Source organism: Streptomyces sp. NPDC046465 (assembly GCF_040646035.1).
Taxonomy (GTDB): Bacteria; Actinomycetota; Actinomycetes; order Streptomycetales; family Streptomycetaceae; genus Streptomyces.
In genome coordinates, this window is the sequence record NZ_JBEYZK010000017.1 from 16529 (window position 1) to 35055 (window position 18527).

At 71.0% G+C, this 18527-nt stretch carries 12 protein-coding genes; 9 read left to right on the plus strand and 3 right to left on the minus strand.

The window, feature by feature from the left end:
* Positions 1–28 precede the first annotated feature (28 nt).
* Both ABZ953_RS25695 and ABZ953_RS25700 read right to left on the minus strand, forming a co-directional pair.
* The gene (locus ABZ953_RS25695) at positions 29–1525 is read right to left on the minus strand and encodes an SDR family NAD(P)-dependent oxidoreductase (RefSeq protein WP_361727794.1); all 1497 of its coding nucleotides are present in this window, start codon (positions 1523–1525) and stop codon (positions 29–31) included.
* A 70-nt stretch (positions 1526–1595) separates the two neighbouring features.
* Positions 1596–2966, minus strand: a complete 1371-nt coding sequence (locus ABZ953_RS25700; protein ID WP_361727796.1) for a wax ester/triacylglycerol synthase family O-acyltransferase — start codon at positions 2964–2966, stop codon at positions 1596–1598.
* Positions 2967–3493: 527 nt separating this feature from the next.
* Here ABZ953_RS25700 and ABZ953_RS25705 point away from each other — a divergent pair.
* From ABZ953_RS25705 to ABZ953_RS25720, 4 genes are all read left to right on the plus strand, one after another.
* On the plus strand, positions 3494–3721 hold the full coding sequence (locus ABZ953_RS25705; protein ID WP_361728297.1) for a type A2 lantipeptide: 228 nt from the start codon (positions 3494–3496) through the stop codon (positions 3719–3721).
* Between the two features lie 157 nt (positions 3722–3878).
* The gene (locus tag ABZ953_RS25710; protein WP_361727798.1) at positions 3879–4685 is read left to right on the plus strand and encodes an HlyD family efflux transporter periplasmic adaptor subunit; all 807 of its coding nucleotides are present in this window, start codon (positions 3879–3881) and stop codon (positions 4683–4685) included.
* 35 nt (positions 4686–4720) lie between these two features.
* Complete coding sequence (locus ABZ953_RS25715; protein ID WP_361728300.1) at positions 4721–6967, plus strand: NHLP family bacteriocin export ABC transporter peptidase/permease/ATPase subunit; 2247 nt, start codon at positions 4721–4723, stop codon at positions 6965–6967.
* 1 nt (position 6968) lies between these two features.
* The gene (locus ABZ953_RS25720; RefSeq protein ID WP_361727799.1) at positions 6969–9827 is read left to right on the plus strand and encodes an NHLP bacteriocin export ABC transporter permease/ATPase subunit; all 2859 of its coding nucleotides are present in this window, start codon (positions 6969–6971) and stop codon (positions 9825–9827) included.
* 13 nt (positions 9828–9840) lie between these two features.
* Here the strand turns inward: ABZ953_RS25720 and ABZ953_RS25725 are convergent, their stop codons facing one another.
* Positions 9841–12471 (minus strand): PA14 domain-containing protein, encoded by a 2631-nt coding sequence (locus ABZ953_RS25725; RefSeq protein WP_361727801.1) that lies wholly within the window; start codon positions 12469–12471, stop codon positions 9841–9843.
* A 172-nt stretch (positions 12472–12643) separates the two neighbouring features.
* Here ABZ953_RS25725 and ABZ953_RS25730 point away from each other — a divergent pair, with 172 nt between their 5' ends.
* From ABZ953_RS25730 to ABZ953_RS25750, 5 genes are all read left to right on the plus strand, one after another.
* Positions 12644–13657 carry a LacI family DNA-binding transcriptional regulator gene (locus ABZ953_RS25730; protein ID WP_361727803.1) on the plus strand — a complete coding sequence of 338 codons (1014 nt, stop codon included), beginning with the start codon at positions 12644–12646 and terminating at the stop codon, positions 13655–13657.
* A 168-nt stretch (positions 13658–13825) separates the two neighbouring features.
* Positions 13826–14929, plus strand: coding sequence for an ABC transporter substrate-binding protein (locus ABZ953_RS25735; RefSeq protein ID WP_361727805.1), 1104 nt, complete (start codon positions 13826–13828; stop codon positions 14927–14929).
* A gap of 1 nt (position 14930) precedes the next feature.
* A complete protein-coding gene (locus ABZ953_RS25740) occupies positions 14931–16454 on the plus strand; it encodes a sugar ABC transporter ATP-binding protein (protein WP_361727806.1) in 1524 nt (507 codons plus the stop codon).
* A gap of 115 nt (positions 16455–16569) precedes the next feature.
* On the plus strand, positions 16570–17448 hold the full coding sequence (locus tag ABZ953_RS25745; protein ID WP_361728303.1) for an ABC transporter permease: 879 nt from the start codon (positions 16570–16572) through the stop codon (positions 17446–17448).
* Between the two features lie 29 nt (positions 17449–17477).
* Positions 17478–18473 carry an ABC transporter permease gene (locus tag ABZ953_RS25750; protein WP_361728306.1) on the plus strand — a complete coding sequence of 332 codons (996 nt, stop codon included), beginning with the start codon at positions 17478–17480 and terminating at the stop codon, positions 18471–18473.
* Positions 18474–18527: the final 54 nt, after the last annotated feature.

The window sequence follows — 18527 nt, forward strand, 5'->3', positions numbered from 1 at the left end:
TACTTGCCTCGGCTACTACTTGCCTCGGCTACCACTTGCCGAATTCGTAGTCCTTCAGGAAGACGCCGTACACGTCGTCGCCCGACTCGCCGCGCACGACCGGGTCGTAGACGCGGGCGGCGCCGTCGATCAGATCGAGGGGGGCGTGGAAGCCCTCCTCGGCGAGGCGCAGCTTGTCGTAGTGCGGGCGCTCGTCGGTGATCCAGCCGGTGTCGACGGAGGTCATGAGGATGCCGTCGGTCTGGAACATCTCCTGGGCGCTGGTCCGCGTCACCATGTTCATCGCGGCCTTGGCGGCGTTCGTGTTCGGGTGGCCCGCGCCCTTGTAGCCGCGGCCGAAGACACCCTCCATCGCCGAGACGTTGACGACGTAGGCGCGACCGCTCGACGCCTTCTTCGCGGCGTCGGCCATCGCCCCGCGCAGCGCGCTGATCAGAATGAACGGCGAGGTGTAGTTGCACAGTTGGGTCTCGAGGAGCTCCACCGGGGAGATCTGCTCGATGGTCTGCACCCAGGTGTTGCTGTCGACGACGTCCGGCACCAGACCGCCCGCGTCGATGGCGGTGCCGTCGAGGTGCCGGGCGACGCTGGCGTTGCCCGCGACGAGGGCGAGGTCGGCGACCTGCTGGGCGTCCAGTCCGCTGGTGCCGAGGGGCAGCGCGGCCAGGCCGTCGACCGCGCCGGAGTTGAAGGCGCCGATGACGGAGTGGGCGGGCAGCTCCCCGGCGGGCAGCGGCGCGCTCTCGCCGTCGACCAGGGCGGCGTACGCGGACGGCAGGCGGCGCACGGTCTGCGTCGCGTTGTTGATCAGGATGTCAAGCGGCCCCGCCTCGGTCATGCGCTCGGCGAGCGCGACGGACTGGGCCGGGTCGCGCAGGTCGATGCCGACGACCTCAAGGCGGTGCAGCCACTCCGCCGAGTCGTCCATCGCCTTGAAGCGGCGGATCGCGTCCTTGGGGAACCGGGTCGTGATGGTGGTGTGGGCGCCGTCACGGAGGAGCCGCAGCGCGATGTACATGCCGATCTTGGCGCGGCCGCCGGTGAGCAGGGCGCGCTTGCCGCTGAGGTCGGCACGGGCGTCGCGCTTGGTCCGGTTCAGGAGGGCGCAGTCCGGACAGAGCTGGTGGTAGAAGTAGTCGACTTCCACGTACCGGGTCTTGCAGGTGTAGCAGGAGCGCGGGCGCTGGAGTATCCCCGCGAGCCTGCCCTCACCGGTCCGCGACGAGGGCAGCAGGCCCTCGGTCTCGTCGTCGATGCGCTGGGCGGAGCCGGTGGCGGTGGCCTCGGTGACGGCCTTGTCGTGGGCGGTCTTGGCGGCGCGGCGCTCCTGGCGGCGGCGCTGCTTCACCGTCCGGTAGATCCCGGCCGTGGCCCGGCGCACGGCGATCGCGTCGGGGTGGTCGACGTCCAGCTCGTCGAGCTCGTCGAGCACGCCGAGGCAGACGGCGAGACGGTCCGGGTCGATGCCGGGGCCGTACGCCGCGTGCTCGACGGGGCCCTCCTGGCTTTCGTCTGTCACCGTCATCGCCGCTGTCCTCGTGTCATTCCGTGCCACGGCGCATCTGGTCGTCCGCGGAAGCTCCAAAAGGGAGAGTTTACGTAGCGCCGGGCCGGGTCACCAAACCCGCCTCCCGCGCGCACACCGCCACGAGGCCGTCGAGCTCGTCCCGCAGGCTCTGCGCGAGGAGGTCCAGGTCGGGCACGGCCGCGGCGTCCGCGGTCAGGCCGTAGTGCACGCGTCCCTTGTACGTGGAGACGGCGACGGCGAGCGACTGCCCCTGGGCGAGCGGCGCGAAGGGGTAGACCTCGGTGAGCCCGCAGCCGCCGAGCCGCAGTCCGATGCCGGGCAGCGGAACGCTGGTGACGAGGATGTCGAAGAGCAGCCGGGCGGCCTGGGCGACGACGGGGCCGCCGATGCGGTGCCCGAGCGCCGGGACGTGTTCGGCGAGCAGCGCCACGGCGCCCGCGCCCCGCTCGGGGCCCGCCTCCTTGTTGCGGTCCATGGCGGCGCGCACGCCGCGCAGCCTGACCAGGGGGTCCTCGTGGCCGACGGGGAGGCGCACCAGATAGCCGGAGAGCCGGTTCCCCGGGGGTTGTGCGGTGCGCGGGCGGCGGCGCGAGACGGGGATCAGGGCGCGCGGCTCGACGCCCTCACTGCAGTCGCCGCGCTCGTCGAGCCAGCGCCGCAGGGCACCGGCGACCACGGCGATCAGTACGTCGTTGACGGTGCCGCCCACGGCCTTGCGGACCTGGTGCACGTCGTCCAGGTCGAGGACGACGCCCGCGGCGCGGCGGGTGCCGGTGGCGGCCGAGGTGAGCGCGGCGCAGGAGCGTACGCCCAGGGTGGCGCGGGCGAGGGAGGTGCCGATGCCGAGGGCCTGCCCTGCCGCGGCGGCGGTGCCCCGCAGGCGTCCCGGCAGGGTGCGGGGGTCAAGGGCGGACCACGGGGAGGGCGTGGGGGCCGGGGGCCGCTCGCGGGAGGCGGGCAGGTCGACGGGGTCGAGGAGGGCGGCGCCGAGCGTCAGCGCGCGAAGGCCGTCGGCGAGGGCGTGGTGGAACTTGAAGAAGACCGCGAAGGACGTGCCGTCGGCGCCCGGCAGCACGTGGGCCTCCCAGGGCGGCCTGCCGCGCTCCACCGGTCGTTGCATGAGCTCGCCCGCCGCGGCCTGGTAGTCGGCCACGGGCGCCGCGAGCCGTATGTGCTCCAGCGGGTCGAAGGCGGGCATCGGGACGCGTATCGCGCCGCCGACGGGCAGCCAGACGGGACGTATCCGTGTGCGGAGGCCGGGCACGGCGGCCGCGCGGGCCGCGAGGAGCTCGGCGGCCCGGTCCGCCGCGCCGGGTCCGTCGGACTCGAAGACGCCGAGTGCGCCCAGGTGCATGGGGTGCGCGGCGGTCTCGATGTTCCAGAAGGCCAGATCGAGAGGTACGAGCAGGTCAGAGCTCTGAACAGACGATGAAGTCACGGACTCGCTCTCGCGTCGAGGTCGATGCGGGGGATGACGAACGTGAAGTCAATCGCTCTGGGCAACTACGGTCAAGTACGATCAAGTTACGCAGCGTTAACAGTGGACCCGCCGAGGGCGGGTCTGACCCCTCGCGTCCCCTTCGGTCGCAAATGGGCGCGCCTTCAATAAACCTGCACATCGAATGCGCAGTCCGGTCACGCTATTCGTTCCGCACGCCCCGTGAATTTCCGTGCAGGGGGCATCCGGCGTGCTCTTCGGCGGCAGAGTGTCCGATTTGTTGAAGGGAATCGCATCACGCCCCCGATTTCCTTCTGTGAATCTTGTGAAGGAGCTGCCATCACGCGGTGAACCTGCCTGCACGCAGCGGTGATGCACCGCCGCAACATCGGCCGACGGCCACTTCACCGATTGGATGTCCGAGCTGCGAACGTGCTTTGATCCTGGCTCGCCGCGGAATTCGAATCCCCAGGTTCCGCGGAGTTGGAAACACCTATGCACCATTCATGAGAAGGGCAGCTCACACCATGAACAACGTCCCCCAGGTCGAGACCCTCGAGATTTCCGACGCTGACCTCGACAACGTCTCCGGCGGCCTCGTCGCCGGTGTCGCGAGCAACGTCACCAGCACCGTCGACTCCATCGCCCCCGTCTCGGGCGTCGTCGGCGGCGTCGTCGGCACGGTCGAGGGTGCCACCGGTCTCAACACCGGCGCCGTCACCGGCCTGGCCTCCGGCCTGACCGCCGGTCTCTGAGCCTCCCGCTCATCGAGACGCCATGATTCGTGAGCCCCGGAACCTTTGGTTCCGGGGCTCACGGACGCCACAGGCACAGGCACAGACACAGTGACGCCTCAGGCACAGTGACGCCACAGGCACAGTGACGCCACAGGCACAGTAAGGAAAGCGTTCCGTGCAGTTCCGCCAACAGGCCCTGTCCAAGCTGCAGTCGCCCGAGGAACTCGACCTGCCGGTGCGCTACGCCCGCCCCCAGGGCCTGCTCGTCCTCGCCGTCACCCTGGTCGTGATGGCCGCCGCGGGCATCTGGGCCGTGACCGGCTCCGTCGCCTCCACACTCCGGGCACCCGGCATCCTCACGCACGGCCAGGGCAGTTACGTCCTGCAGAGCCCCGTCACCGGACAGGTGACCCGCGTCCTGGCCGAGGAGGGCAAGCCGGTCGCCGCGGGCGTGCCCGTGCTCAAGGTCCGTACCGAGCAGGGCGACACGTACGTGCGCGCGATCGCCGCGGGCCGCGTGAGCTCACTCGTCGCCAGGATCGGCACGGTGGTCACCACCGGCGCCGACGTCGCGACCGTCGAACGGGTGGCGGGCACCGGCGACCCGCTCCTCGCGATGCTCTACGTACCCGCCGACAGCGCGGCCACCGTCCCCGTCGGGGCCTCAGTCGATCTCACCGTCCAGTCCGTCGCCTCCGAGCAGTACGGGACGCTGCGCGGCCGCGTGAAGGCGATCGGCCGGGCCGCGCAGACCCGGCAGAAGATCACCGGCTTCCTCGGCGACAAGGAGCTGGCAGGACAGTTCACGAAGGACGGCCCGCCCGTGGCCGTCCTCGTCCGGCTGGAGAAGTCCCCCGGCACCACGTCCGGCTACGCGTGGTCGACCGCCGGCGGCCCGCCCTTCGCGCTCGACTCCATGACGCCGGCCGCCGGCACCTTCCACCTCGCCGAGCAGCACCCGATCGATTGGCTGCTTCCGTGACCGCACCGCATCCCTCCCCGGCGCACCAGCAGCAACTGCCGCCGCCCGGCGGCCGCCGCAGGCACCGTCCCGAGCCGCCGCGGCGCGGCCGCCGCAGGGCGGCGCCGCGCCCCGCGTCCAAGGGCAGACGGCCCGGCACCGTCCGCACGCCCACCGTCCTGCAGATGGAGGCCGTGGAGTGCGGCGCCGCCGCCCTCGCCATGGTCCTCGCGCACCACGGACGGCACGTCCCCCTGGAGGAGCTGCGCATCGCGTGCGGCGTCTCCCGCGACGGCTCACGGGCCAGCAACGTCCTGAAGGCAGCCCGCGGTTACGGCCTCACGGCCAAGGGCATGCAGATGGAACCGGCCGCGCTCGCCGAGGTGAAGGCGCCCGCGATTCTCTTCTGGGAGTTCAACCACTACGTCGTGTACGACGGCATGGGGCGCCGCCTCGGCCGCCGGGGCGCGTACATCAACGACCCGGACAAGGGCCGCCGCTTCGTGCCCTCGGAGGACTTCGACACCAGCTTCACCGGGGTCGTCCTGGTCCTCGAACCGGGTCCGGACTTCCGTCCGGGCGGCCGCAGGCCCGGCGTCATGAAGGCGCTGCCCGCGCGGCTGCGCGGCACCTCGGGCACGATGTTCGCGGCGCTCCTCGCCAGCCTGCTGCTCGTCGCGGTCGGCGCCGCGCTGCCCGCGCTCAGCCGCACGTACATCGATCTCTTCCTGGTCGGCCACCAGACCTCGCTCCTGGGCGCGCTGTTCGCCTCGATGGGTGCCATGGTCGCGCTCACCGTGGTGCTGACCTGGCTCCAACAGGCGAACCTGCTGCGCGGCCGCATCATCGCCTCCACCCTCGGCAGCGCCCGGTTCCTGCGCCATCTGCTGCGCCTGCCCGTCACGTTCTACGCCCAGCGCTCCCCCGCCGACCTCGTGCAGCGCCTCGCCTCCAACGACGCCATCGCCGAGACCCTGGCCCGGGACCTCACCGCCGCCGGGGTCGACGGCGTCGTCGTCCTCCTCTACGCGGCCCTGCTGTGGACCTACGACCCGCAGCTCACCCTCGTCGGCGTCGGCATCGCGCTGCTGAACATCGTGGCGATGCGCGTCGTCATCCGGCTGCGCGCCACCGGCACCCAGAAGCTGCGCGCCGACAGCGCCAAGCTCACCAACACGTCGTACACCGGCCTGCAGTTGATCGAGACCATGAAGGCCACCGGCGGTGAGAACGGCTACTTCCGGCGGTGGGCGGGCCAGCACGCCACCACCCTGGAGGAGCAGCAGCGTCTCGGCGTCCCGAGCGCCTGGCTCGGGATCGTCGCGCCGACGCTCGCGACCCTCAACAGCGCGCTGATCCTGTGGATCGGCGGTCTGCGCGCGGTGGAGGGGCATCTGTCGATCGGGCTCCTCGTCGCCTTCCAGGCCCTCGTCACCCGCTTCACCGCGCCGATCACGCGCCTCAACGGCGTCGCGGGCCGCATCCAGGACTTCGCCGCCGACGTCGCCCGTCTGAAAGACGTCGAGAACTTCCCCGTCGACGCGCTCTACTCCCGCCCCGAACCGGCGGCCAGCACGCGCCGCCTCACCGGCCACGTCACCCTCGACGGCATCACCTTCGGCTACAGCCCCCTCGACAAGCCGCTCCTGACCGGTTTCTCGCTCTCGGTCGGGCCGGGGCAGCAGGTGGCGCTCGTCGGCGGCTCCGGCAGCGGCAAGTCGACCGTCTCGCGGCTGATCTCGGGGCTCTACAGCCCGTGGGAGGGCACGATTCGCATCGACGGTCAGCGCCTTGAGGACATTCCGCGCGGCGCGCTCTCCGCCTCGGTCTCCTTCGTGGACCAGGACGTCTTCCTCTTCGAGGGCACGATTCGCGACAACGTCGCCCTGTGGGACCCCTCCATCCCCGACGACGCGATCGTCACCGCCCTCAAGGACGCCTGCCTGTACGACCTCGTGGCCCGCAGGCCCGGCGGTATCCACGGCCGTGTCGAGCAGGACGGGCGGAACTTCTCCGGCGGGCAGCGCCAGCGCCTGGAGATCGCGCGGGCCCTGGTCCGCAGGCCGAGCATCCTCGTGCTCGACGAGGTGACCAGCGCCCTGGACGCGGAGACCGAGCAGGTCATCATCGACAATCTGCGACGCCGGGGCTGCGCGTGCGTCGTCATCGCGCACCGCCTGAGCACCGTGCGCGACAGCGACGAAATCGTCGTGCTCGACCACGGCAGGATCGTGGAGCGCGGGCGCCACGAACACCTCGTCGCGGCCGGTGGCCCCTACGCCGACCTGGTCAAGGAGCACTGAGGTGACGTCGGTACCGGACCAGCACACCCCGTACGCGCAGGACGCGGTCGGCGCCGCCTTCGGCGCGCTCGGCACACCCGTCGACTGCACGGGCCTGCGCAGCGTGCACTTGGAGGGCCCGCAGGTCCTGTGGCTCGTCGTGGCAGGCGCCCTCGACCTCTTCGCCGTGGACGCCGTGCAGCAGGGCCACTGGCACTACCTCGGCCGCCTCGAACCGGGCGCCCTGCTTCTCGGCCCCGTCGAAGGCCCCCAGCACACCCTCGTCGGCCGCCCCCTCCAGGGCTGCGAGCTGCGCCGGATCCCGCTGCGCGAGCTGTACCGCCCCGACTACGGCGACACCTGGACCTACGAGCAGCAGTACCCCACTCAGTACGACACCGAGGACGCGGCGCTCAGCCTCCTGGAGCACGCCTTCGCGCTCGGCATCGGACGCGGTCACCGGGTCCTGTTCGAGGCGCCGCTCGACGGCCGCACCATGGGCGACGACATGGTGACCGACGACGACATCCTCTGGATGCCGGTGGCGCCGGGCAGCGTGCAGTACGGCTCCGCCTACAGCGCGGAGGCCACCGGGGATCTGCTCGTCGACGCCGCGATGTGGCAGCGGATGGTCAACCAGCAGTACCGGCTTCTCGCCACCCTCGATCGCTGGATCGAACGCCTGGAGCGGGCCCACGAGGACCGTACGGCGGCCGGTATCAAGGCGGGCGAGAGCGTCCGCGAACAGGCCGACCGGACGCTGATCGCCTCCATCGGCCGTGCGGGCAGGGGCGGTTCGCGCCGCGCCGGGTCCGGCGACGGTCACGACGCGACGTACGCCGCCTGCCGACTGGTCGCCGAGGCGGCGGGCATCACGCTGACCGGGGCCGCGGAGGGCGGGGCGGTGAGCGACCGGATCGACCCGGTGGAGCAGGTCGCGGTGGCGTCGGGAATCCGTACCCGCGCCGTCCGCCTCGACGGCCGCTGGTGGCGCGAGAACGCGGGCCCGCTGGTCGGACACCGTACGGCGAGCGGCACACCGGTCGCCCTGCTGTGGCGGCGCGGCGGCTACGAGTCGGTGCACCCCACCTCCGGACGGCGCACCCGGGTCGACACGTCCAACGCCGACGAGTTCGAGCCGCAGGGCGTCATGTTCTACCGGCCGCTTCCGGACCGGCCCCTGACGCCGTGGCGGCTGTTCCGCTTCAGTCTGCGCGGCACCGGCGCCGACGTGCGCAACCTCGTGCTCGCCGGTCTGGTGACGGTCGCCATCGGCGCGCTCGTGCCGATCGCGACGGGCCAGGTGCTCGGCGTGTTCGTGCCGAACGCCGAGACGAGCCTCATCGTCCAGGTCTCCCTGGCCGTCATGATCACCAGCATCGTCTCGGCGGCCTTCATGCTCCTGCAGAACCTCACCGTCCTGCGCATGGAGGGCCGCATGGAGAGCGCGCTCCAGCCTGCCGTCTGGGACCGGCTGCTGCGGCTGCCCACCCGCTTCTTCGCCTCCCGCTCCACCGGCGAACTGGCGAGCGCGGCGATGGGCGTCAGCGCGATCCGCCGGGTCCTCTCGGGGATCGGCCCCGTCACCCTCCAGGCCGGATCCGTCGGCGCGATGAACGTGGTCCTGCTGCTGCTCTACAGCGTCCCCCTGGCGCTGGCCGCCCTCGCGATGCTGGCCGTCATCGCGGCCGTCTTCCTCACCCTCGGGCTGTGGGAACTGCGCTGGCAGCGGCGTCTGGTGGAGCTCGGCAACAAACTCAACAACCAGGCGTTCCAGACCCTGCGCGGGCTGCCGAAGCTCCGCGTCGCCGGTGCGGAGAGCTTCGCGTACGCGGCCTGGGCGGGAGAGTTCGCGCGCAGCCGTGAGCTGCAACAGCGGGCGGGCCGCATCAAGAACGTCACGACGGTCCTGAACTCGGTCTATCTGCCGCTCTGCACCCTGATCATGTTCGTGCTGCTTGCGGGCCCGGCCCGGGGCAGCCTGACCGCGGGCGAGTTCCTCACCTTCAGCACCGCCGTGACGATGCTCCTGACATCCGTCACGCAGCTCACCGGCGCGCTGATCTCGGCGGCCGCGGTGCTCCCGATGTTCGAGCAGATCAAGCCGGTGCTCGACGAGGCGCCGGAGGTGCGCGCGGGGAGCACGCAGCCGGGCGAGCTGCGGGGCGGGATCGAGGCGCGCGGCCTGTCCTTCCGTTACGCGGACGACGGGCCGCTGGTCCTCGACGACGTGACGCTCGCGATACGGGCGGGCGAGTTCGTGGCCGTCGTCGGCCCGAGCGGCTGCGGCAAGTCGACGCTCCTTCGCCTCCTGATCGGCTTCGACGAGCCGGTCTCGGGCAGCGTGCTCTACGACGGCCAGGACCTGTCGGCCCTCGACCAGTCGGCGGTGCGCCGCCAGTGCGGCGTGGTCCTGCAGAACGCCCAGCCGCTCACCGGCTCGATCCTCGACTGCATCTGCGGCGCCGAGTCGTTCACGCAGGAGGAGGCGTGGGAGGCGGCGGCGATGGCGGGCCTCGCCGAGGACATCAAGCGCATGCCGATGGGTCTGCACACGATGATCTCCGGCGGCGGCGCGGTCTCCGGCGGTCAGCGCCAGCGCCTGATGATCGCCCAGGCCCTGATCCGCCGCCCCCGCGTCCTCTTCTTCGACGAGGCGACGAGCGCTCTGGACAACGAGACGCAGCGCACGGTCATCGACAGCACCCGGGCCCTGAACGCCACCCGCGTCGTGATCGCCCACCGCCTCTCCACGGTCATGGACGCCGACCGGGTCGTCGTCATGGCGGAGGGCCGCATCGTGCAACAGGGCCCGCCCGCGCAGCTGTTGGCCGACACGGGCGGGCGCCTGCACGAACTGGTGCGGCGTCAGATGCGGTGAGAGCCTGTCGGGCTCAGGAGCCGGGGCAGCCCGGCACCGTGGCCTGCGACGCGTCACGGATCAGCGCTTCGTGCGCCGCCTTCAGGCGCTGCACATCCGGTTTGACGACCTTGCGGTCGTAGGTGAGCAGACCGTTCAACTCGCCTTCCACATCGGTGATCTGGGTGTAGACGGCGCCGTTGTTGCCCTTGCAGGCGAGGGCACGCACCTCGCCGAGCTTGGCGATGTAGTCGTCGGTGTACGTCGCCGGGTCCACGTCGACGTAGCTCTGCTGCACGGCCCAGGCATGTCCGGGCACCGCGAGTCCGAGGCCGCCGTACTCACCACTCATCAGGGCCCGCTTGCCGTCCGGGCGCGGTGGCAGCGCCGGGCTCGGGTAGCCGTGCTCGTCCATGATGTCGCCGGTTCCTCCGTCGGCCCCGAGGTTGAGCCCCGACATGTTGTTGACCAGGCGCGTGGGGTCCCAGGCCTTCGCCTGTTCGGCGATGCGGCCCACGTCGTACTGGCCCCATCCTTCGTTGAAGGTGACCCACATGACGATCGAGGGGCTGCTCGCGTGCTCGTCGATCATCTGCTTCATCTCGCGCTCGTACTGGGCGCGGGCCGCGGCGTCCGGGGTGCGCCCCGCCTCCATGGCGGGCATGTCCTGCCAGACGAGCAGCCCGAGCTTGTCGGCCCAGTAGAACCAGCGGTCGGGCTCGACCTTGATGTGCTTGCGGACCGAGTTGAAGCCCATCGCCTTGTGCATCTTCAGGTCGTACGCGAGGGCCTCGTCGCTCGGCGCGGTGTGCAGGCCGTCCGGCCAGAACCCCTGGTCGAGCGTGGCCATCAGGAAGGCGGGCTTGCCGTTGAGCATGGTGCGCGGGGTGCCGTTCACCTTCTCCACGGCGATGGAGCGCATCCCGAAGTAGCTGGTGAGGCGGTCGCTGCCGACCCGCACCCGGAGGTCGTAGAGGAACGGGTCGTCCGGTGACCACAGCCGCGGGTCGGCGACCTTGAGCTTGAGTGGCTGTCCGGTGCGCCCGCTGACTTCGGCGACCTTCTTGTGGCCTTCGTAGGCGGCGGCCGTGAACCGCACCCCGTCGCGCACGCCGCGCGCCTCGACGGTGACCTGCTCGCCCTTCACATCCGGCGTGATCTTGAGGGAGTCGGCGTGGTCGGCGGCCACCGGCTCCATCCACACCGTCTGCCAGATGCCGGAGGACGGGGTGTACCAGATGCCGCTGGGGTCAAGGCGCTGCTTGCCGACGGGCGGGTTGGCGCCGTCGTCCGCGTCGGTCGGGTCGTACACGCCGACGATCAGTTCCTGGGTGCGGCCCGGCTTCAGCGCGTCGGTGATGTCGGCGCTGAACTTGTCGTAGCCGCCCTTGTGTTCGGTGACTTTCTTGCCGTTCACGTAGATCTCGGACTGCCAGTCGACGGCGCCGAAGTTCAGGCTGAGCCGCTTGCCGTCGCCGATCTTCCAGTCCTTGGGGACGGTGAAGGTGCGGCGGTACCACATGCGGTCCTCGTGCCGCTCGATGCCGGAGAGCTGGGACTCCACGGGGTAGGGGACGAGGATCTTCTCCTTGAGCTGCTTTCCGACCGGGGGCCTCTCGCCCGCCTGGGCCGCGGCGAACTGCCAGTTGCCGTTGAGGTTCTGCCAGTCGGTCCGCTTCAGCTGCGGGCGCGGGTACTCGCGGTGCGCGTTGCCGGGCGTGACGTCGTCGGCCCACTTGGTGCGCAGCTCGTACTCGGAGTGGTTGGGCCCGCTGGTCCAGAACTGGCCGACGGCCTTGCCGTCCGTACCGGCGAGGCCGCCCTTGCCGTCGTAGCGGATGTCGGCGAGGCCGGGGGCATCGCCGCCCTTCTTGCCGACGACGGGCTCCTTCAGGCCGACGAGAAGGCTGCGGTCGTCGGAGGGGTCGGTCTTGACCGTGCCGAGCGGCCACTTGGCGCCGCCGATGACGGCGTCGAGGTGGCCGGTGAGACCGGCGGGCGGTGCGCCGAGCGGCCGGGCGAAGTCCAGTTTCAGGATGCGGCCGTCCTTGAGGACGGTGGCGTCGATGGCGCCGTCGTAGTCGAAGTCGGCGGGGATGCGCAGGGCGGAGCGCGGCACGGCCTTCTTCTCGCCGCCGGGCTGTGTCCACTTCAGGCGCAGGTTGGAGCCGCCGTAGTGCTCGAAGTACTCGACCTTGATGTCGTAGGCCTTGCCTGCCTCCAACTCGACGGCGCGGGACGTCTGTTCCTTGTCCCAGTCGTCCTGCCAGTGGTCGATGGCGAGCTTGCCGTCGACCCAGAGGCGGAAGCCGTTGTCGCCGATCATCGAGAAGGTGGTGGGGCCGCTCTTCTCGGGCACGATCCGGCCGGTCCAGCGGACGCTGACGTCGTCGGCGCGTCCGGTGGTGGCCTTGAGGCGGGACTCCAGGTTGCCGAAGTCGATGTCGGGGTCGAGGCCGGTCGCCTTGAGCTGGTCGAAGTCGAAGGCTCCCGGGGCGGATTGGGTGTAGTACTCGCCCTTGAGCCCATGGATCTCGGCCGGGTCGTCGTCGGCGGTCGCGGCGGGGACCGAGGTCAGCCCCGCGATGCCGAGGGCCCCTGCGAGCAGCAGGGCGAGGTGTCTGCCGAGTCGTCCGGGGCGTCCGGGATGTCGTCTGATGCGCACGGATCCTCCTTGGTGAGGAAGGGTGGCGGCTCGTCGCTGCAGTCTGTACAACGAATCTGTACAACGTTGGAAGGAACGGCAGTTGGCATGACAGCACGCGCTCCGGCGCGCTGTCCAGGGTCATGACACACGCCCCGAAAGACCGGGGCGGCCACCGACGCAGGGAGATGCAGTGCGGGTAAGCCTCAAGGATGTCGCGGAGCGCGCGGGCGTCTCCATCAAGACCGTCTCGAACGTGGTGAACAAATACCAGCACGTCACCCCGGCGATGCGGGCCCGCGTGCAGGAGGCCATCGACGAGCTCGGCTACCGGCCCAACCTGACGGCCCGCCACCTCAGGAAGGGCCGCACCGGCATCATCGCGCTCGCCGTCCCCGAGCTCGGCAACCCCTACTTCGCCGAGCTGGCCGGCGCCGTCATCGACGCGGCGGCCGAGCACGACTTCACCGTGCTCCTCGACCACACGCGCGGCGAGCGCGAGCAGGAGGTCCTGGTCAGCCAGGGTTTCCGGGCGCGGGTGATCGACGGTCTGATCCTCAGCCCGATCGAGCTGGAGTCGGAGGACCTGCGGGGGCGCGAGGACGACGTGCCGATGGTGCTGCTCGGCGAGCGCGAGTACGCCCTGCCCTACGACCACATCGCGATCGACAACGTCGCGGCGAGCCGCACCGCGGTGCGCCACCTCATCGGGCGTGGACGCACCAGGATCGCCTTCCTCGGCGCCCGTACGGACTCCGCCAACCGGCCCGCCCACCTGCGCCTCGCGGGCTGGCGCGAGGAGCTCGCGGCGGCCGGGATCGCCGCGCCGGAGAGCCTGGTGGGGCCGGTCGGCGGCTGGGACAGGTGGGACGGGGCGAAGGCCATGGCGCGGATGCTGGACGCGGGCGTGCGGCCCGACGCGGTGTTCGCGTACAACGACCTGGTGGCGATCGGTGCGATGCGGGTGCTGCACGAGCGCGGCCTGCGCGTGCCGTGGGACGTGGCGGTGGTCGGCTTCGACGACATCGCGGAGGGCCAGTTCGGGGCCGTCACGCTCACCACGGTGGCGCCGGACAAGCAGGCCATCGCACGTCTCGCGGTGGAGTCGCTGCTGCGCAGCCTGGCGCACTCCGAGGAGCTCGGCGGGCGCGAACTCGTAGCGGATTTCCGGCTGGTGGAGCGGGAGAGCACGCTGGGCCGACGATGAGCCGTAGCGACTCCTCGCCGGGCCCCCGCGGGTCGGCGAAGAGTGCGCGGAGGGTTTACAGCCCCCTTTCAACGATGTAAAAAGCTCCCCGTACCGCCGAGTTGACCGCAAGTGCCGTCTTTCCCGTGAGCGCTCTCAGTGCCGGGGCCGTGCCGTTTGGGGACTTCCATGAAGCCGACCACACTCCTCAGCCGTACCTCAGCCAGGACCCTCGTCGCCGTCGGCGTCGCCGCGGGCCTCGTCCTCACCGCCGGGTGCGCGAAGTCCGAGGACGACGCGTCCGACGGCTCCAGCACCTCGTCGCAGGACCAGGGCGACGCCGGGCAGGAGGTGGCGTCCTCGGGCAAGGGCAGCGGCAAGACCTGCGCGATCGGTGCGTACGGCGGCAAGAAGCTGGACCTGGGCAAGGCGACCGTCGGCTTCTCCCAGTCCGAGAAGGAGGCCAACCCCTTCCGTATCGCGGAGACGGCGTCCATCCGGGCCGAGGCCAAGAAGCGTGGCGTCAAGCTCCTCACCGCCAACGCCCAGTCGCAGTTCTCCAAGCAGATCAGCGACGTCCAGGACCTCATCGCCAAGGGCGCCGACCTCCTCGTCATCGCCCCGCTCAACTCCGACGGCTGGGAGCCGGTGCTGCGCGCCGCCGGCGCCAAGCACATCCCGATCGTCACCATCGACCGCAAGATCAACGCGGCCGCGTGCAAGGACTACGTGAGCTTCATCGGCTCCGACTTCGTCGAACAGGGCAGGCGGGCCGCGGACCGGATGATCGAGTCGACGGGCGGCAAGGGCAAGATCGCGATCCTGCTCGGCGCCGCGGGCAACAACGTCACCACCGAGCGCACCAAGGGCTTCGAGGACCGCATCGAGGAGAAGGCCCCGGACCTGAAGGTCGTCTTCAAGCAGACCGGCGAGTTCGCGCGCGAGAAGGGCCAGCAGGTCACCGAGCAGCTCATCCAGTCCAAGCCCGACATCACCGGGATCTACGCCGAGAACGACGAGATGGGGCTCGGCGCCGTCAACGCCCTCAAGGGCGCGGGCAAGAAGGCCGGCGCCGTGAAGATCGTGACGATCGACGGCACGAAGGGCGCTGTACGGGGCATCGTCGACGGCTGGATCGATGGCGTCGTCGAGTCCAACCCGCGGTTCGGCCCGCTCGCCTTCCAGACCCTGGACACCTTCGCCAAGGGCGAGAAGGTGGCGCAGGACATCGTCATCAAGGACAACGCGTACACCGAGAAGAACGCCGAGTCCGATCTCGGCAAGGCCTACTGACATGCTGTCGGTGACCGGCCTGACCAAGACGTTCCCCGGCGTCCGCGCCCTGGACGCGGTCGACTTCACCGCCCGCGCGGGCGCGGTGCACGCGCTGATCGGCGAGAACGGCGCGGGCAAGTCCACACTCATCAAGGTCCTGACGGGGGTGTACCGGCCGGACGCGGGCGACCTCACGTACGACGGCCGCCCGGCCCGGTTCGCCACCCCGCTCGAAGCGCAGCACGCGGGCATCTCCACCATCTACCAGGAGGTCAACCTCGTCCCCCTGATGAGCGTGGCCCGCAACCTGTTCCTGGGCCGGGAGCCGCGCGGACGCCTGGGCCTGATCGACTTCCGGCGCATGCACCGCGAGGCCGATGAGGCGCTGCGGGGCCTCGGAGTCCGCGTCGATGTGCGCCGCCCACTGCGCGAACTCGGCGTAGGAGCCCAGCAGATGGTGGCCCTGGCGCGCGCCGTCTCGGTCGACGCGCGTGTGGTGGTGATGGACGAGCCGACGTCCTCTCTGGAACCCCGTGAAGTGCGCACCCTGTTCGGTGTGATCCGCATGCTGCGGGAGCGCGGCATCGCGGTGATCTACGTCAGCCACCGCCTCGACGAGCTGTACGAGGTCTGCGACGCCGTCACCGTGCTGCGCGACGGCAAGGTCGTGCACACCGGGCCGCTTGCCGACCTCGACCGGCTCCGCCTCGTGGCGCTGATGCTGGGGCGGGAGATCGAGACCGTGCAGGACGAGGGGCTCACCCGGTTCACGGGCGAGCACCAGGCAGCAGCCGAACCAGTGTTACAGGCAACAGATCTGACGGTCCGACACCGACTTCGGGGGGTCTCCGTCACCATCCGGCCCGGCGAGGTGGTGGGCCTCGGCGGGCTGCTCGGTTCGGGCCGCAGCGAGACCGCGAAGGCCATCGCGGGCGCGCTGCCTCCCGACTCCGGGCGCGTCGTCCTCGCAGGTGCCCGCATCCGCACCGGCTCCACCCCCGCCGCCATCCGGGCCGGCATCAGCCTGCTCCCGGAGGACCGCAAGGCGGAAGGCATCGTGCCCGGCCTCTCGGTCCGCGAGAACATCGCCCTGGCCGCACTCCCGCGCCTGTCCCGCTTCGGCCTGGTGCACGAGGACCGCGTCGACGCCGTCGTGGACACCTTCATGAAGCGGCTGCGCATCAAGGCGTCGGGACCGCACCAGAAGGTCGGCGAACTCTCCGGCGGCAACCAGCAGAAGGTGCTCCTCGCCCGCTGGCTCGCGATGCACCCGAAGGTCCTCCTGCTCGACGAGCCCACGCGCGGCATCGACGTCGGCGCCAAGGCCGAAGTGCAGGGCCTGATCGACGAGTTGGCGGCGGACGGGCTCGGCGTGCTGCTCATCTCCTCGGACATGGAGGAGCTGATCGAGGGCTCGGACCGGGTCGTCGTCCTCAAGGACGGCGCCGTGGTCGAGGAACTCACCGGCGCCGACGTCACCGAGGACCGCCTGCTCCGCGCCATAGCCACCCCTTCGACCGCCACCGGAGGCCACGGTGAGTGACCCCTCCCCCACCGCGCTCGCCGTTCCGGCGGGACCGGACCCCGACAGCACCCCCGTCCCCCACGATCGCGAGCGCGCGCTCCGCCTCCTCCAGGACTACGGCGTCTACCTCGGCGTGGCCGTCCTCGTCCTCGTCAACGTCCTCTTCACCCCGCACTTCATGTCCAGCGAGAACTTCCGCACCCAGGCCGTCCAGGTCGCGCCGGTCCTCGTCGTGGCGCTCGGCATGGCCCTGGCCATCGGCACCGAGGGCGTCGACCTGTCCGTCGGCTCGGTGATGGCGCTCTCCACCTCCCTGATCTCGCTCTACCTCGGATACGGGATGTGGCTCGCGCTGGTCGTGGCGGTACTCGGCGGGATGGCGGTCGGCGCCGCGAACGGCTCGCTCGTCGCTTTCATCGGCGTCCAGCCCATCGTGGCGACACTCGCCCTGATGGTCGCGGGCCGGGGCCTCGCCCTGGTGCTGCTCCCCCAGCTCAAGGACGTACGCGACCCGACCATGGCGTCGCTCGGCTCGGGCGACGTGGCGGGCATCCCCTACCTGGTGCTGATCGCGGCGGCCCTCGCGCTGGTCATCGCCTTCGTCGTACGGCGCACCACGTTCGGCCGCCAGCTCCTCGCCATCGGCGACAGCCGCCCGGCCGCCCTGCTCGCGGGCCTCCCCGTGCGCCGCGTGCTGATCGTCGTCTACGTCGTCTCCGGCGCCCTCGCCGCACTCGCCGGCGTCCTCGCGACCGCCCGCCTGAGCGCGAGCGACCCGACGTCGCTCGGCAATCTGATGGAGCTCTCCGCGATCACCGCCGTGGTGGTCGGCGGCACACCGCTGAGCGGCGGACGCGTCCGGATCGGCGGCACCGTGGCGGGCGCCGTCCTCATCCAGCTGCTCACGGCCACGCTCATCAAGCACGACCTGCCGCCGTCGTGGACCCAGATCGCCCAGGCCGTGGTGATCATCCTCGCCGTCTACGCGGCACGCGAGAGGGGCAAACGATGACCACCGACACGCAGACTCCGGCGGACCCCATGAGCCAGACCGTCCAGGAAGAACAGGCCGCCGGCCCCTCCCGCGCCGAGCGGCTGAGCGCCCTCGCGCAGCAGCACGGCGCCCTGGTCACACTGATCGTGGCGGTGGCCGCCGCGTCGGTCGGCTTCGACACGTTCCTGACGGGCGACAACCTGCAGAACATGGCCGTGTCCTCCGCGTTCCTCGCGGTGGTCGCGCTCGGCATGACCTTCGTCATCGTCACCGGCGGAATCGACCTGTCGGTCGGCTCGCTGTTCGCCCTCGGCGGGGTGCTCGCCGCCTGGGGGTCCCGGTACGGCACCGCGGTGGCGCTGCTCCTGCCGCTCGCCGTGTGCGGGCTGATCGGCCTGGTCAACGGCCTGCTGATCGCCCGCTCCCGGCTCGCGCCGTTCATCGTGACGCTCGCGGCGATGCTGGGCGCGCGCGGCATCCTCCTGTCGGTCACGGACGAGGGCTCCAAGACCTACCTCGTCGACAAGGACTCGTTCTTCGCGACGCTCGGCCAGGGCAAGCTGCTCGGCGTCGGCGCGCCCGTCTGGATCACGGTCGCCCTGTTCGTCGCGGGCGCGGTCGTGCTGCGCCGCACCCGGTTCGGCCAGTACGTGTACGCGGTCGGCGGCAACGAGGACGCGGTGGCACTGATGGGCGCCCCCGTGGCCCGTACGAAGATCGCCGTCTACACGGTGTCGGGGCTCTGCGCGGGGCTCGCCGGGGCCCTCAACGCGGCCTGGCTGGTCTCCGGGGTGACGATCCTCGGCTCCGGCATGGAGCTGGAGGCGATCTCCGCGGTCGTCATCGGCGGCACGCTGCTCACCGGCGGCTTCGGCTTCATCAGCGGGTCGCTCGTGGGCGTACTGCTCCTGAAGGTCATCCAGAACGTCATCAACCAGATCGGCTCGCTCGACTCGGCCTACCAGCAGGTGGTCAGCGGCGCCTTCCTGGCGGTCGTGGTGATCGCGCAGACCTGGCTGGGGCGCAGACGGCGGGTGCTGTGAGCGGGGCGGTGCGGGCGGGCGCGGTGTGGGCGAGGCGCTGTGAGCAAGGTGCCG

Bases quoted from the DNA above. Each gene is read 5' to 3' on its own strand.
- ABZ953_RS25740 (WP_361727806.1), top strand. From the start codon at position 14,931: ATGCTGTCGGTGACCGGCCTGACCAAGACGTTCCCCGGCGTCCGCGCC.
- ABZ953_RS25695 (WP_361727794.1), bottom strand. From the start codon at position 1,525: ATGACGGTGACAGACGAAAGCCAGGAGGGCCCCGTCGAGCACGCGGCG.
- ABZ953_RS25705 (WP_361728297.1), top strand. From the start codon at position 3,494: ATGAACAACGTCCCCCAGGTCGAGACCCTCGAGATTTCCGACGCTGAC.
- ABZ953_RS25750 (WP_361728306.1), top strand. From the start codon at position 17,478: ATGAGCCAGACCGTCCAGGAAGAACAGGCCGCCGGCCCCTCCCGCGCC.
- ABZ953_RS25735 (WP_361727805.1), top strand. From the start codon at position 13,826: ATGAAGCCGACCACACTCCTCAGCCGTACCTCAGCCAGGACCCTCGTC.